Here is a 14832-nt window from a genome sequence, read left to right as displayed (position 1 = left end):
GATGATCTTTCGGGCGCTCGGCTCAGTCGAACCCGCGCGCGGCGAGGGCCTGGCCCGTGCGCTGGGCGTAGGCGACGGTCGAGATCACCGCCGGGGTGACCAGCCGCACGGGATGGGGGCGCAGGCCGCGGGCGTGCACGGCGTCGCGGAGGTCGGCCGCGGAGCCCACGACGAAGGGGATCGAGCGCAGCATCAGGGAGACCGCCAGCCCGATCCGCCCGGGGTCCGCCCCGACCAGCCGCACGGGCCCGCACAGCCACACCACGCCGTCGAGGAGGGCGGACAGCGGCGTGGTGTGCATCAGGACGCGGGTGAGGACGAGGAACACCACGATGGTCAGCAGGACGTCGGCGGCCGCGGCCGGCCCGGCGCCCAGCACGTGGTAGACGCCCAGCAGCACGAGCACGGGCAGGGCGGGGGCGAGCCCGTGCCACCACTGCCGGGCGCGGATCCCGGCCGCCGAGCCGGCGAGCACCAGCAGCCCGGTCAGCACGGCGGGCACCCGCCAGGACGGGGCGAGCACCACGGCGAGGGACACGGCCACGAGCCCCAGGGCCTTCGCCCACAGTGGCGCGCGGTGCAGCACGCTCGTGCCGGGGGCGTAGCTGCCGAAGAGGTCGGGGCCCCGGCTCACGGGCGGGCCTCCTGCGGGAAGCCGTGCGCGCACCACTGCTCGTAGGCGGGGACGACCTCCCCGGGCGGACCGTCGGCGACGATCCCGCCGTCGTTGAGCACCAGCACCCGCGGCGCGGTGGCGGCCAGGCCGAGGTCGTGGGTGGAGATCAGCAGCTGCTGGGGGAGACCCTCGAGCAGCTCCAGCAGCCGGCCGCGGTTGCGCAGGTCCAGCAGCGTGGTGGGCTCGTCGAGCAGCAGGACGTCGGGCTCCACGGCCAGCACCGCCGCGAATGCCGCGAGCTGGCGCTCCCCGCCGGAGAGGTCGTAGATGCTGTGCTCGGCGCGGTGGGCGATCCCCATCCGCTCGAGCAGCTCCAGCGCGGCCGCCCGGCGTCGGGCCCTGGGCACGCCCGCCCCGCGCAGGGACAGCTCGACGTCCTCGACCGGGGTCGGCATGACGAGCTGCGACAGGGGGTCGGTGAAGACGAAGCCCACCCGCCGGCGCACGGCCCGCACGTCGCGCGCCACGTCCGTGCCGTGCACGGTGACTGTGCCCGCCGAGGGGCGCACGAGCCCGTTGAACAGGCGAAGGAACGTGGACTTGCCGGACCCGTTGAGCCCGACGACCGCGGTGCGGCGCTCGGCCACCGACACGTCCACGCCCCGCAGCAGGGTGAGCTCACCCGAACCGGAGGGCGCCGTGACGGTCACGTCCGCGCAGACGAGGGCCGCGGCCCCGGAGGAGTGCGGCACGGCTCAGCGCGTGCCCGCGATCCGGGGGAACGCCTTGTGCACGCCCACGGCGATGACCGCGGCGAGCACGCACTTGACGAGGTCCCCGGGCCAGAACGCGAGGTCGGCGAGGAGCGCGTCCTCGAAGGGCAGCCGGGCGTTGAGCATCAGCCCCGGGACGCCGCCGAGGCGGACGACGACGAAGCCGGCGAGGGACGCGGCCAGGAGCCGCGCCGTGTAGGTGCCGGTGCGCTCGTAGCGGGCGTTGGTGGCCCCGCCGTCGTTGGCCCGCCGGGCCGGGATCAGCCACTGGGCCAGGTAGCCGGCCGCGGCGGCCGCGAACGGGAAGGCCAGGACGTACCCGGCCGAGGGCCCGGCCAGCACGCCGAGGCCGCCGCGGAAGCCGGCGAAGACCGGCACCCCGACGAGACCGACCAGCACGTAGAGCGCCACCGCCAGGAACCCCCGCGTCCCGCCGAGGACCAGGCCCGTGAGGAACACGGCCAGGGTCTGCAGCGTCAGCGGCACCGCCGCCGCGCCCAGCGGGATCCCGGGCAGCACCGACAGCGCGGCGGTCAGCGCGGCGAACACGGCGATGTTGGCGAGGTCCTCGGCGGTGACGCGACGGCGCGGCTCGGTGTTGGTCATGGGCCCAGCCTAGGGCTTGGGCCGGGCCTGCGGCTCGTCGGCGTCCTCCGACGCCGCGACCTGCTGCTCGGTGGCGCCCAGCTGCCCGCCGCGGCGCTGCTGCAGGCGCATCATCTGGTACTTCCAGCGCTGGGCCATGGTCGCCTTGGCCTCGATCCGGTCCTTGGGGTCGAGGGGGTCGGCGCCCAGCACGGGGTCGTCGCCGGCCTGGTACCCGGAGGCCCAGACCTGGGCGACGGCCCACGCGACGGCCGTGAGCGGCACGGCGAGGATGGCCCCGAAGATCCCGCCCACGATGGTGCCCACGGTCAGGGCCAGCAGGATCATCAGCGCGTGCAGGCTCAGGGTGCGGCCCATGATGATCGGCTGGAGGATGTTGCCCTCGATCTGGTTGACGATGATGATCCACACGATCACGATCAGCGCGATCGCTGGGCCGTTGGTCACCAGGGCGACGAGGGCCGCGAGGACGCCGGCGACGGTGGCGCCCACGACGGGGATGAAGGCGGTGATGAACGCGATCACCGCCAGCGGGACGGCCAGGGGCACGCCCAGCACCAGCAGGGCGGCGCCGATCAGCACGGCGTCGGCCAGGGCGATCGCGGCGGTGCCGCGCACGTACCCGCCCAGCACCTCCGCGCCCCGGTCCACGGACTCGGCCAGCTTCGCCCGGCGCTCCCCCCGGGTCCAGCGCAGGGCGAAGTTCCACATCTTCTCCCCGTCCTTCAGGAAGAAGAACAGGACCACGATCATCAGCACGGCGCCGGTCACGAAGTTGGCCGCCGCGCCCAGACCGCTCAGCGCGGTGCCGGCGATGGCCCCGCCGGACAGGGCGTCGCCGGCCTGGCGCAGCGCGTCGTCGACCGCCGCGGTGTCCACCGGCAGGGGCCCGGAGGAGATGAAGCGCTGGAGCTCCCCCCAGCCCTCCGTCGCCTGGGTGACCAGGGTGTCCCACTCGCTGCGGATGGCGAAGACGATGCCGGTGAGCACCCCGCCCACCAGGGCCAGGATGCCCAGGAACGCGGCGAGGGTGGCCAGCAGGTTGGACCAGCCCTTGCGCTCGAGCCACTTCACCAGCGGGGCCACCGCCGAGGCGAGGATCAGTGCCACGAGGATGGCGATGACGACGACCTTCACCCGGAGCAGGATCCACACGAGGCCCACGGCCACGGCGGCGATCAGCAGGGTCTGGGCGGCCCGGGAGCCGGCGCGGCCGAGGGTGTCCGACCACGGGCCGATGGCCGGGGCGAGGGACTGGGCGGCGTCGCCGATGTCGGCCACGCTGTCGCCGGGGGTCGGCGAGGGCTCGTCCTGCCCGGCCTCCAGCCGGGCCGCGAGCGCGGCGTCGGCGCGGCGGGAGCCGCGGGAGGGCCCGTGCGGGGGAGGGGTACGGGGCGGGGTGGCCATGCGGGTGCTCCTGGAGAGGACGACGGCGGTCCCCCCAACCCTAAGGCTGCTGTCGGTGCACTGTCCACCGGCCGCGGGGGCGGACCCGCCGGTCAACCCCCGGTTGCCCCGACCACGAAGACGGCCGTCAGCACGTGCCGGCGCCGCCCTGCGACGTCGCGCATGAGCGCCGGCGCGCGCTCGTAGTCCTCGACGTCGGTGATCAGGTGCTCGCGGACCTCGTCCCCGTGGGCCGTGAGCAGCCGGACGGTCTCGGCCGAGAGCCGGTGCCGGTCCCAGACGTGGGCCAGCCCACGGGGCACGCGCCCGATCTGCGCGCAGCGCAGGCTCAGGCCGTTGTGGTGGAACTCCTCGCCCAGGCGCACCGCGTCCGCGCCCTCGGTGTAGAACGCGAGGTCGATCACCGACCCCTGCGGGCGCGCCGCCCGCAGGGCGGCGTGCAGGGCCCCGGCCTTGCCCCGGCACTGGAAGACGACGTCCGCGCCGTGGTCGCCGGGCCCGTGCCGCCAGCGGGTCTTCAGCGTCCGGCCGGGGTCGTCGTCGAGGTCCAGCGGGAAGAACCCGAGCCGCTCGGCGAGCGCCCGGCGGCGGGGGTCGGCGTCGGCCACGGCGACCTCGCGGGCCCCCAGGAAGCGGGCGAACAGGGCTGTGAGCAGCCCGACCGGACCGGCCCCGGTGACGAGGACGAGACGCCCCGCCACCCCGTCCCCGAGCGCGCGCACCGGTCCGGCGTCGGCGGCGGCGTGCAGCAGGCCGTTGGCGCAGATGGGGCCGAAGTGCGCCACGAAGACCCCGAGCAGCGGGTCGAGGTCCTCCGGCAGCGGCACGAGGTGCTCGGTCACCGGGTCGGCCACGTGGGCGGTGGCGTGCCCGTAGGCGCCGGCCAGGACGTCGCCGGGGCGGTACGCGGGCGTGCGGGACTCCGCGACCCGGGCGACCTCCATGTAGCCCAGCCGGCGCACCGGGTAGCCCTGGTCGGGGACGCCGCGGTGGAAGAGCGCGAGCTCGGTGTCGTGGCGCGAGTGCAGCCCCGGGTGGTCCCCCTTGACGAACGCCAGCTCCGTGCCCGCGGAGAGCCCGGTCGCCAGGGTCTGCAGGAGCAGGCCCCCCTCGGGGACCTCCGGGAGCACCTCGTCGACGATCTCGATCCGCCCCCGGGCGGGCACGACGAGGTTGCGGCGCGCGCTCACGGGGAGGGCTCCAGCCGCACGGGCGCGCCCGTGCGGGCCGACTCCGCGATCGCGCAGGCCAGCCGGTGGGTGCGCAGAGCCTCGCCGTAGGGGGCCCGGGTGCTCTCGCGCTCGCCGCGCACCGCCTCCAGGAACTCCCGGTCCACGGCCACCTTCGGGTCCTCCTCCGGGGCGTGGTCGGTGCGCTGCCCGGCGTCGAACTGCGCCAGCCCGTCCTCGGACAGCTCCAGGTACAGCCCGCGGCTGACCGTGTGCAGGGCTGAGCGGTGCTTGGCCGCGAGCACCGAGGTCGCCGCGAGCGTGGCGATCGCCCCCGACGCGAAGCGCACGGTGGCGGCGGTGGCGTCGTCGACGTCCCCGTGGTCCTCCGCAGCCGCGTCGGGCGCCTGGCGGACCCCGGCGGCGTAGACCTCCACGGCCTCGCCCAGCAGGAAGCGGGCCATGTCCACCACGTGGGTCAGCTGCTCGACCACCTGCCCCCCGGAGCGGTCCGCCCACCCCCACCACGGCGTGGGCGGGCGCTTGTCGAGCCAGTAGCCGTTGGCCAGCAGCGGGGGCGCCTGCGCGAGCAGCTCCTTGGCGCGCACGGCCGTGTCCAGGCAGCGCCAGTGGTAGCCCGTGCCCGTCACGACGCCGGTGGACTCCACCATGGCCCCGATCTGCTCGGCGACGTCCAGGCCCAGGCCCACGGGCTTCTCCACGAACAGGGGTTTGCCCCGGCTCAGCGCGGCGCGCTCCCCGGGGCCGTGGGCGAAGGGCGGGACGCAGACGTAGACGGCGTCCACGTCCACGGCGTCGAGCGCGTCGTAGGGGTCCGTGAAGGCGCCCGCGTCGAGCGCGGTGGCCAACGCGGTCGCCGCGGGCTCGTGCGCGTCGGTGACGCTGACGACGCGGGCCCCGCCGAGGCGGTGCAGGACGTCGACGTGGCGCCGGGCGACGGAGCCGGCGCCCACGAGGGCGATGCGGAGCGTCATGAGGAGTTCGCCTCCAGGAGTTGTGCGTACAGGTCCAGGTACTGCCGGGCCATGGCGGCCGGGGACCACTGCTGCGCGGCCTCCCGGCAGGCACCCGGGTCCAGCTCGCCGATCCGGCGCAGGTCGCGGACGAGCTCGTCCTCGCCGGCGGCGAGGAAGCCGGTCCTGCCGTGCGCCACGAGGGAGGGGAGCACCCCCAGCGGAGTGCCCACGACGGGCACGCCCCGGGCGAGGGCCTCGACGACGCCGGTGGCCCCGGGCTCGGCCCACCGGTTGGGGGCGAGCAGCGCGCGGGCCGAGCGCAGCAGCCGCTCCTTGCGCTCGCCGGCGACGCCGCCGACCCAGGTCACCGAGGTCCCGTCCACGAGCGGGCGCACCCGCTCGAGCCAGTACCGCACGTCGGGGTGCCCGTGCAGGGCCTCGTCGCCGTCCGCGAGCCGGCGCTCCAGCTCCTCGGGGTCGCCGATCCCGGCGACCGGCCCGGCGAGCACGAGCGGGATCCCGGCCCGGCGGCAGACGCGGGCGGCGAGGTCCTGGCCCTTGTCGGCGGTGATCCGGGCCAGCACCAGGGCGTGCCCGCCCGGCTCGACCGCCACGTCGAGGGCCGGCGGGGCCGCCAGGGGCACCACGCCGATCGTCTGGGCCCGCAGGTTCTCCGGCGCGCGCTCCAGCTGGGAGGCCGAGACCGCGGCGAAGCGGACCCGCCCGCGCCCGTCGAAGCGGGAGTAGAAGTCGGGGTGCTTGCGCAGGTCCCAGTGCAGGGTCTGCAGCGTCGGGGGAGCGGCGTCCCCCATGGCGCCCAGCACGGCCGGGCCCACCACCTCGAGGTGGTCGTGCACGACGTCCCACCGGTCCTCCGCGCGCAGCGCGGCCACGACGCCCTGCATGTGGGCGTGGGCGATGCCCGAGACCCGGTTGTAGGGCATGGCGATGGAGGGGAACGCCGGCTCGTCGAGGACCCGCAGGTGGTCGTCGGCCTCCAGCGTCGACGGGCCCACCGTGGCGAGGGTGACGTGCGCGCCCGCCCGGCGCAGCTCCGGCACGAGGGTGGCCACGACCGTCTCGATGCCCCCGTAGCCGTCGGGGGGCACGGGCAGCCACGGCCCGGCGTTGACGAGGACCCGCAGGCCCGTCATGCCACGCGACCGGTCGCCAGCCGCCCGGCGTACTCGGGGACCTGGGCCATGGGCGGGCGCTCGCGCACGCTGATCTCGTGGGTCTCGGCGAGGAAGCGGTCCCCCTCGCGCAGGAACTGCGTCAGGACCCCGCCGTGCTCGCCCAGCGGCCCCTCGCAGCGCAGCCGGGCTTGGACGGTGAGCTGGATCTGGGCGGCCATCCGGGCCAGCGCGGCGTCGGAGGAGTTGCGGTGGGCGCGCACCCCGAGGTCCACCTGGGCCATCGCGTCCAGGCCCACCGCCTCCAGCACGTCGATGAGCATCGCGATCTCCACCCCGTAGCCGGAGACGAACGGGATCCGCTCCAGCAGCCACCGCCGCCCGGCGTACTCCCCGGCCAGCGGCTGCACCAGCCCGGCCAGCTGGGGCCAGAACAGGTTCAGCAGCGGACGGGCCACCAGCTCGGTCACCCGGCCCCCGCCGGCGGGCAGGATGGTGGTCCCGTCGTTGAGCGGGCGGTCGTAGCAGCTCTTGACGAACGCCACGCCCGGCTCGCTCAGCAGCGGGCCCAGCAGGCCCACGGCGAAGCGCGAGTCGAACTGGCGCAGGTCCGAGTCGATGAACGCCAGGACGTCCCCGCTCGTGACGGCCAGGGACTTCCACAGGGCCTCGCCCTTGCCCGCGACGTTGCCGTGGGCGGGGAGGATCTCGTCCTGGCGGAACACCCGCGCCCCGGCCGCGGCGGCGACCGCCCCGGTGCCGTCGGTGGAGTCCGAGTCGATCACGACGAGCTCGTCGATCAGGGGCACGGCCTCCACCAGGTCCGCCCGCAGCGCGGCCACGATGCCCCCCACGGTGTCCGCCTCGTTGCGGGCCGGCAGGACCACGCTGACCGTGGCCGTCCCTTTGCGCTGCACCAGCTGCTCGGGTGACCACTGGCCCCCGCGGTAGCTGCGGGCCGTGAACCACTCCTGGACGTCTTCGCGCATCGTGCTCACTTCCGCCGGTGGTGGCTGCCCGGGGGCGCGCCGTGGTGGACTGGGTCGGACACTACCGACGGGTCGGGAGCCCTGGGAAGACCCGCGCGAATGTGTCGAAACGTGCCGTCCGGTGCCGGACGGCGGACCCCCGCGACGAGAGGCGACGATGAGCAGGACGACGACGGCGGGCCCGCAGCGCCGCAGGCTGGTGCTGTGGCGCCACGGGCGGACGGCGTGGAACGTCCAGGACCGGGCCCAGGGGCAGGCCGACGTGCCGCTGGACCCCGTCGGGCGCCGCCAGGCGCGGCAGGCCGCTGCGGCGCTCGCCGCGTTCGCCCCCGCGTTCATCTGGTCCAGCGACCTGGAGCGGGCCCGGCACACCGCGCGGGAGCTGGCGGTGCTCACGGGCCTCGAGGTGCGCCTCGACCGGCGCCTGCGCGAGTACGACGTCGGCATCCGCCAGGGCACCACCTTCGCGGAGTTCCGCGAGAGCCACCCCGAGGTCTACGAGAAGTTCTTCACCGAGGACAACTACCGCGTCCCCGGCGCCGAGCTGCCCTCGGAGGTCGACGAGCGGATGACGGCCGTGCTGCGGGACGCGGTGGCAGCACTCGGGCCGGGGAGCACCGGCGTGCTCGTCGGCCACGGGGCGGCCCTGCGCAGCGGCGTGCTCGCGTTCTTCGACGCCCCGCCCCGGCTGCGGAACATGCTCGCCGGGATGGCCAACTGCGCGTGGACGGTGCTGGAGGAGCACCCCGAACGCGGCTGGCAGATCGTCGACTACAACGCGCAGACCCTGCCGGGGGCCTCCTCGGCGCTCGCCGACGAGATGCCCCCGCACCACGGGAGCCCCGCCGGGGCGCGGACGCGGTGATCCCCCGGATGTGATCCCGGTCCTGGGCCGCGGCGGGCCCGCCCGGGTAGGATGGGCGGGTTGCCCGTTCGGGCGCCCACCTCCTCCGCGTTCCCGTCCGAAAGGTCCCCTCCGTGATCACTGTCCAGAACCTCGAACTGCGTGCCGGCGCCCGGCTGCTGATGGACGAGGTCAACTTCCGGGTGGACAAGGGGGACAAGATCGGCCTCGTCGGCCGCAACGGCGCGGGCAAGACCACCATGACCAAGGTGCTCGCGGGCGAGACCCTGCCCGCGGACGGCACGGTCGCCCGCACGGGCACCATCGGCTACCTCCCGCAGGACCCGAAGGTCGAGGACATGGAGCAGCTCGCCCGGGACCGCATCCTCTCCGCCCGGAACCTCGCCGGGGTGATCGCCCGCCTGCGCCAGGCGGAGCAGGACATGGCCTCCGACGACGACGCGGTGCGCACCAAGGCGATGCGTCGCTACGACCGGCTCGAGGCGGAGTTCCTCGCCGGCGGCGGCTACGCCGCGGAGTCCGAGGCCGCCACCATCACGGCGAACCTGGACCTGCCCGAGCGGATCCTCAACCAGCCGCTGCGCACGCTCTCCGGCGGTCAGCGCCGGCGCGTGGAGCTGGCCCGGATCCTGTTCTCGGACGCGGACATCATGCTCCTCGACGAGCCGACCAACCACCTCGACGTGGACTCCGTGTCCTGGCTGCGGGAGTTCCTCAAGAACTTCCAGGGCGGGCTGCTCGTGATCTCCCACGACGTCGAGCTCATGGAGATGGTCGTCAACAAGGTCCTGTACCTGGACGCCAACCGCTGCGTGATCGACGTCTACAACATGGGCTGGAAGAACTACCTCAAGCAGCGCGAGCAGGACGCCCACCGGCGCAAGCGCGAGTTCGCCAACGCCGAAAAGAAGGCCACGGCGCTGATGGACCAGGCCAACAAGATGCGGGCCAAGGCGACGAAGGCGGTGGCCGCCCAGCAGATGATCAAGCGCGCCGAGCGGCTCATGCAGGGCCTCGAGGGCGAGCGCCAGCAGGACAAGGTCGCGGCCATCCGCTTCCCGAAGCCCGCCGACTGCGGCAAGACCCCGCTCACGGCCCGCGGGCTGTCCAAGTCCTACGGCTCCCTCGAGATCTTCAACGACGTGGACCTGGCCATCGACAAGGGCTCCCGCGTCGTGATCCTCGGCTTCAACGGCGCCGGCAAGACCACGCTGCTGCGCATGCTCGCCGGGGTGGCCCAGCCGGACAGCGGGGAGGTCAGGCCCGGGCACGGGCTCAAGGTGGGCTACTTCGCCCAGGAGCACGACACCCTCGACCACGACCGCACGGTGCTCGAGAACATGCGCACCGCCGCCCCGGACCTCGCGGACACCGAGGTGCGCAACATCCTGGGCTCGTTCCTGTTCCAGGGCGACGACGTGTCGAAGCCCGCCGGCGTCCTCTCCGGCGGGGAGAAGACCCGCCTGGCGCTGGCGACGCTCGTGGCGTCCTCGGCCAACGTGCTGCTGCTGGACGAGCCCACCAACAACCTGGACCCGGCCTCGCGCCACGAGATCCTCAACGCCCTGCGCACCTACGAGGGCGCGGTCGTGCTGGTCTCCCACGACGAGGGGGCCGTCGAGGCCCTGGACCCGGAGCGCGTCGTGATCCTGCCCGACGGCACCGAGGACCTGTGGAACCAGGAGTACCAGGACCTCATCTCCCTGGCCTGAGCCGCCCGGGCGCGTCCGGCGCCGGGCCCCGGCGGGTCCGACGCCGGCCCAGCGCCACGAACAGCGCGAAGCCCGGGTCCAGCAGGCGGGCGTGCCCGACCGGGAGCAGGCGGACCAGCGCGTCCGGGACGGTGGCGGTCGCCCCGACGAGCACCCGGGCCCGCCGCCGCTCCACGGCGCGCAGGATCCGCTCCGCCACCACGGCCGGGTCCGTGCTCAGCAGCACCTCCCAGCGCCGCAGGGTCTCCTCCAGGGCCTCGGGCACCACGTGGCTGCCGATCCGCGCCGCGCGCGTGATGCCCGTGCGCACCCCTCCCGGGAACACCGTGGTCACCCCCACCCCGAGCGGGGCCAGCTCCTGGCGCAGGCTCTCCGTGAAGCCGCGCACGGCGAACTTGGCCGCCGCGTACGCCGTCTGTCCGGCCGGGGCGATGATCCCGAAGACCGACGACACGTTGACCAGGTGCGCTCCCGGGTGGGCGGCGAGCACGGGCAGCAGCGTGTGGGTCAGGCGCACGACCGCGCGGAAGTTCACGTCGATCAGCCACTCGTACTCCTCGAGCGTGACCTCGTCGAAGCGTCCCAGGAGGGCCACGCCCGCGTTGTTGATCAGGGCCGTCGTGTCCGGGTGCTCCGCGGCGATGCGCCGGCCCACGGCCACGGTGGCGTCCGGGTCGGCGAGGTCGACGACGTGCACGGCCACGGACAGCGTCGGGTGGGCGGCGCGCAGCCGGTCGGCCAGCGCCTGCAGCCCGGGTCCGTCCCGGTCCAGGAGCACGAGGTGGCTGCCCCGGTCGGCGAGGGCGCCGGCCAGCGCGGACCCGATGCCGCCGGCGGCGCCGGTCAGCACGACCGTGGCGCCGGCGAAGGCGAAGGGGCGGGTGCGGGGACGTCCGATCGATCTCACGAGAGGCCTCCAGGGCGGGCGGGACGGCGGGCGCCGGGAAGGCGAAGCCTACCCCGCGGCCACCGTCGCCGGCGCGCGGGCACGGTCCCGGGACCGTGCTCAGTCCCGGGCGGTGAGGGAGCCGTCCCGCTCCTCGAGGGCGTCGAGCAGCGCGTCCTCCTCGTCCTCCCAGGTGGCCCGCGCGCGCCGGCGCTGCGGCCGGGGGCGCATCAGGGACTTCAGGTGCGCGGGCATGTCGTCGGCCATCTCCATCTGGCGCAGGACGAGCTCCTCGTCGCCCTCCCCGACGTAGTGGCCGTCCGCGTCGTAGAACTGGGACAGGTGCCGCTCCATCTCCTCGGCGTACTGCCGGTCCCACTCGTCGTTGCGGGCCTGCTGACGGGCCGCGTAGCCGTAGGCCACGAAGAACAGGGCCGCGAACGCGTACCACTGCAGGGAGTAGGACAGGTGGGGACCGGAGCCGGTCTCGGGCTCCGGGGCCGGGGCGGGGGAGACCGCGGGGGCCGGGTCCTCGGCGAAGACCTCGCCGAAGGCCGCGGTGCCGACGGGGTAGCCCCAGCGCTCCTGCAGCTCCTCGAGGTGGATGGTGGCGATCTGGCCCTCGGGCGCCCCGCGGTCCACCGCGGGCTCCCCGGGCTGCAGCCGCGCCGTGACGGTCACCTGGCCGGCGGGCGGGGCCGGGACCTCGTCGGGCATGCCGTTGGCCGCCGCGCCGGTGGGGATCCAGCCGCGGTCCAGGACGACCACGTCCCCGTCCTGCGTGCGGAAGGGCACGAGGACCTCGTAGCCCACGCGCCCGTCCTGGGGGCGGTTGCGCACGAGCACCTGGTCCTCGGGCAGGTACTGTCCCGTGAGCCGGACGGGGTGCCACGTGAGCGCGGGGTCGTGGTCGGCGAACTGGGCGGCGGCGGGGGGCCCGCTCAGCGGCTCGGCCCGGTAGTTCCGCGTGATCTTGCCGTTCTCGCCGACCAGGTGGTCGTTGCGGTCCATCTGCCACCCGCCCAGGTAGACCGCCACCGCCGCGGCGGCGCAGGCCAGGAGGAACCAGCCGATCCACCGTCCGCTGAGCAGGAAACGGTACGCGCTCACGCCGCGCCGTCCCGACCCGCCCCGTCACCGTCCGGGGCGGTCCCGGTCAGGGGCACGGTGTCCTTCCAGAAGCCGCGGGCGCCGAGGAACTGCTCGAGCTGCTCCCGGTGCCCGGGGCACGCCAGCCAGACCTTGCGCCGCTCGGGCGCGTGGATCCGCGGGTTGTTCCACCGGATCTGCCAGGCGGCGTCCGCCCGGCAGCCCTTGCTGGAGCACTGCGGGGTCTCCGGCCCCGCCGGCGTGGTGCCGGCTCCTCGCGGTGCCAGCGCTCCGAGCAGGTCGAACTCCACGGCGGTCGTGCTCCTCAAGGTGTGCGGTCGGGGTCCCGGGGCTCAGGCGGCTCCTCGGGACCGGTAGGGGTCGTCCTCGACAGTAGCGGAGGAAGCCGGGCCTCCGCTGGGAGCCGGGGCGGGACCGGGGGCCGGGCGCGCGGGGTCGTCGTCCCCGTGGCCGGCCACGAACTCGCCCTCCAGGACGAAGTCGATGGCCAGGGGCTCGGCCGGACGGGCGGGCTCGGGGACCGCCGCCAGGGCCGGGGCGGCCGGTGGCTCGTAGTAGTGGCTGGTGCGCGCGGAGCGGTCGGCGCCGCTGTTGGCGAGCATCACGGCCATCCACGGCAGGATCGCGACGCCCGCGATGGCGACCCCGCGGACCCAGATGTTGTCGACCACCACGAAGACGATCAGGCACACCACGCGCAGGGCCATCTGGATGCTGTAGACCTTCATCCGGTGGCCCATGTCCTGGGTGTGCGGCGCGGCCGTGGCCGTGATGGAGTGGATCTCGTCCTGACCGGCGGCCTCGCCGGTCGTCAGATAACGGTTGCTCATGTCCCTCCCAACAGACGATCTATTCTCTCACCCGGCACCGACATCGAGTAGGGACCGCCGGCTACCGGCCGGTTCGGCGCGCGTGCCGATACGATGGGGTGGATCTGCGCCCGGCAGGCCCTCGCGGCCGGTGCCGGCGCGCCCTCGACCGCGCACCTCCGACCGCGCACCCCCGACCGAAAGGCCCCGAACCCCATGGCAGACGTGATGGCAGACCAGCAGCACCGCCCGGCCCCCCGCACCGTCCTCGTGACCGGCGGCAACCGCGGCATCGGGCGGGCCATCGCGCAGGCGTTCAAGGACGGCGGGGACAACGTGGCGGTCACCTACCGCTCCGGCGAGGCCCCCGAGGAGTTCTTCGCGGTGCGGGCCGACGTCACCGACGCCGCGTCGATCGACGCCGCGTACAAGGCCGTGGAGGCCGAGTTCGGGCCGGTCGAGGTCGTCGTCGCGAACGCCGGCATCACCCGTGACACGCTGCTGCTGCGGATGAAGGAGCAGGACTTCCAGGACGTGATCGACACCAACCTCACCGGCGCGTTCCGCGTGGTGCAGCGGGCCGCCAAGGGCTTCATGCGGCTCAAGCGCGGGCGCGTGGTGCTCATCTCCTCCGTGGTCGGTCTCTACGGCTCGCCCGGCCAGGTCAACTACGCCGCGTCCAAGGCCGGGCTGGTCGGCATCGCCCGCTCCATCACCCGCGAGCTGGGCGGGCGCAACGTGACCGCCAACGTCGTGGCCCCCGGCTTCATCAACACCGAGATGACCGCCGCGCTGCCCGAGGCCACCCAGCAGGACTACCTCGCCTCCATCCCGGCCGGCCGCTTCGCCGAGCCCGAGGAGGTCGCCTCCGTCGTGCGCTGGATCGCGTCCGACGAGGCCAAGTACATCTCCGGCGCCGTCATCCCCGTGGACGGCGGCCTGGGCATGGGCCACTGACCGGCCCGCACCTCCCCGAACCGTCCCACCGAAGGAGCACCATGAGTTCACTCGCAGGCAAGACCGCGGTCGTCACCGGGTCCTCGCGCGGCGTCGGCGCCGACACCGCGAAGCTGCTGGCCGCCGAGGGCGCCAACGTCGTCGTCAACTACCGGCAGAAGGCGCCGCGCGCCAACAAGGTCGTCAAGGAGATCGAGGCCGCCGGCGGGCGCGCCATCGCCGTGCAGGCCGACATGACGAGCCCCGAGGACGTGCGCAACCTCTTCGCGCAGGCCGTGGAGGCCTTCGGCGGGGTGGACGTGCTCGTGCTCAACGCCTCCGGCGGCATGGAGACGGACCTCGGCGAGGACTACGCGCTCAAGCTCAACCGCGACGCCCAGGACGACACGCTCACGGCGGCGCTGGAGCACCTGCCCGAGGGCGGGCGCGTGGTGTTCGTGACCAGCCACCAGGCGCACTTCATCAACGACGTCGAGACCATGCCCGAGTACGAGCAGGTCGCACGGTCCAAGCGCGCCGGCGAGGACACCCTCACCGCCCGCATCCCCGAGCTGGCCGAGCGGGGCGTGAGCCTCGTCGTCGTCTCCGCCGACATGATCGAGGGCACCGTGACCGCGACCCTGCTCAACCGGGCCCGCCCCGGCGCGCTCGAGCAGCGCCGCGAGGCCGCCGGCAAGCTCTACACCGTCCAGGAGTTCGCCCAGGAGGTCGCCCGGATGGTCACCGCCGACGTCCCCTCGGGCCACGTCGAGCTCGTGGGCGGCGCCGACGACTTCCTCGCGCAGGCCGGCCGGAAGTAGCCCCGCAGCTCCGCCCACGACGG

The 14832-nt window shown here is 74.6% G+C and carries 16 protein-coding genes; 4 read left to right on the top strand and 12 right to left on the bottom strand.

Annotation, left to right across the window (positions count from 1 at the left end):
* Positions 1–22 precede the first annotated feature (22 nt).
* The 8 genes from M3185_RS03965 to M3185_RS03930 form a co-directional block, all read right to left on the bottom strand.
* A complete protein-coding gene (locus M3185_RS03965) occupies positions 23–634 on the bottom strand; it encodes an energy-coupling factor transporter transmembrane component T family protein (RefSeq protein ID WP_251332379.1) in 612 nt (203 codons plus the stop codon).
* On the bottom strand, positions 631–1368 hold the full coding sequence (locus M3185_RS03960; RefSeq protein WP_251332378.1) for an energy-coupling factor ABC transporter ATP-binding protein: 738 nt from the start codon (positions 1366–1368) through the stop codon (positions 631–633). Before M3185_RS03960 ends, M3185_RS03965 begins: the two co-directional genes overlap by 4 nt.
* Before the next feature lie 3 nt (positions 1369–1371).
* Complete coding sequence (locus tag M3185_RS03955; RefSeq protein ID WP_251332377.1) at positions 1372–1995, bottom strand: biotin transporter BioY; 624 nt, start codon at positions 1993–1995, stop codon at positions 1372–1374.
* Positions 1996–2004: 9 nt separating this feature from the next.
* Entirely contained in the window at positions 2005–3402 is a 1398-nt protein-coding gene (locus tag M3185_RS03950) for an AI-2E family transporter (RefSeq protein WP_251332376.1), read from the bottom strand.
* 92 nt (positions 3403–3494) lie between these two features.
* Entirely contained in the window at positions 3495–4592 is a 1098-nt protein-coding gene (locus M3185_RS03945; protein ID WP_251332375.1) for a zinc-dependent alcohol dehydrogenase, read from the bottom strand.
* On the bottom strand, positions 4589–5566 hold the full coding sequence (locus M3185_RS03940; RefSeq protein ID WP_251332374.1) for a Gfo/Idh/MocA family protein: 978 nt from the start codon (positions 5564–5566) through the stop codon (positions 4589–4591). Before M3185_RS03940 ends, M3185_RS03945 begins: the two co-directional genes overlap by 4 nt.
* A complete protein-coding gene (locus tag M3185_RS03935; protein ID WP_251332373.1) occupies positions 5563–6702 on the bottom strand; it encodes a glycosyltransferase in 1140 nt (379 codons plus the stop codon). The genes M3185_RS03940 and M3185_RS03935 overlap by 4 nt, the downstream gene beginning before the upstream one ends.
* Complete coding sequence (locus M3185_RS03930) at positions 6699–7670, bottom strand: glucosyl-3-phosphoglycerate synthase (RefSeq protein WP_251332372.1); 972 nt, start codon at positions 7668–7670, stop codon at positions 6699–6701. The genes M3185_RS03935 and M3185_RS03930 overlap by 4 nt, the downstream gene beginning before the upstream one ends.
* 157 nt (positions 7671–7827) lie before the next feature.
* On the opposite strand from M3185_RS03930, the gene M3185_RS03925 reads away from it, so the two are divergent.
* Positions 7828–8535, top strand: coding sequence for a histidine phosphatase family protein (locus tag M3185_RS03925; protein WP_251332371.1), 708 nt, complete (start codon positions 7828–7830; stop codon positions 8533–8535).
* A 113-nt stretch (positions 8536–8648) separates the two neighbouring features.
* Positions 8649–10247, top strand: a complete 1599-nt coding sequence (locus M3185_RS03920) for an ABC-F family ATP-binding cassette domain-containing protein (protein ID WP_251332370.1) — start codon at positions 8649–8651, stop codon at positions 10245–10247.
* Here M3185_RS03920 and M3185_RS03915 read toward each other — a convergent pair.
* The 4 genes from M3185_RS03915 to M3185_RS03900 all read right to left on the bottom strand — a co-directional run bounded on the left by M3185_RS03915 (position 10231) and on the right by M3185_RS03900 (position 13073).
* Positions 10231–11154, bottom strand: coding sequence for an SDR family NAD(P)-dependent oxidoreductase (locus tag M3185_RS03915; protein WP_251332369.1), 924 nt, complete (start codon positions 11152–11154; stop codon positions 10231–10233). The two genes, M3185_RS03920 and M3185_RS03915, sit on opposite strands and share 17 nt — an antisense overlap.
* 99 nt (positions 11155–11253) lie before the next feature.
* Positions 11254–12243, bottom strand: a complete 990-nt coding sequence (locus tag M3185_RS03910) for an SURF1 family cytochrome oxidase biogenesis protein (protein WP_251332368.1) — start codon at positions 12241–12243, stop codon at positions 11254–11256.
* Complete coding sequence (locus M3185_RS03905) at positions 12240–12533, bottom strand: hypothetical protein (RefSeq protein ID WP_251332367.1); 294 nt, start codon at positions 12531–12533, stop codon at positions 12240–12242. The genes M3185_RS03910 and M3185_RS03905 overlap by 4 nt, the downstream gene beginning before the upstream one ends.
* Positions 12534–12575: 42 nt before the next feature.
* Positions 12576–13073 (bottom strand): DUF3099 domain-containing protein, encoded by a 498-nt coding sequence (locus tag M3185_RS03900; protein ID WP_251332366.1) that lies wholly within the window; start codon positions 13071–13073, stop codon positions 12576–12578.
* Between the two features lie 207 nt (positions 13074–13280).
* Between M3185_RS03900 and M3185_RS03895 the strand changes: the two genes are divergently transcribed.
* Positions 13281–14009, top strand: coding sequence for a beta-ketoacyl-ACP reductase (locus tag M3185_RS03895; protein WP_251332365.1), 729 nt, complete (start codon positions 13281–13283; stop codon positions 14007–14009).
* Between the two features lie 41 nt (positions 14010–14050).
* A complete protein-coding gene (locus tag M3185_RS03890) occupies positions 14051–14809 on the top strand; it encodes an SDR family oxidoreductase (RefSeq protein WP_251332364.1) in 759 nt (252 codons plus the stop codon).
* Positions 14810–14832 lie beyond the last annotated feature (23 nt).

It is taken from the genome of Kocuria rosea (assembly GCF_023715525.1).
GTDB classification, from domain to species: Bacteria; Actinomycetota; Actinomycetes; order Actinomycetales; family Micrococcaceae; genus Kocuria; species Kocuria rosea_A.
The sequence above is the reverse complement of the archived record's forward strand: the minus strand, read 5'-3'. Positions and strand labels throughout refer to the sequence as shown.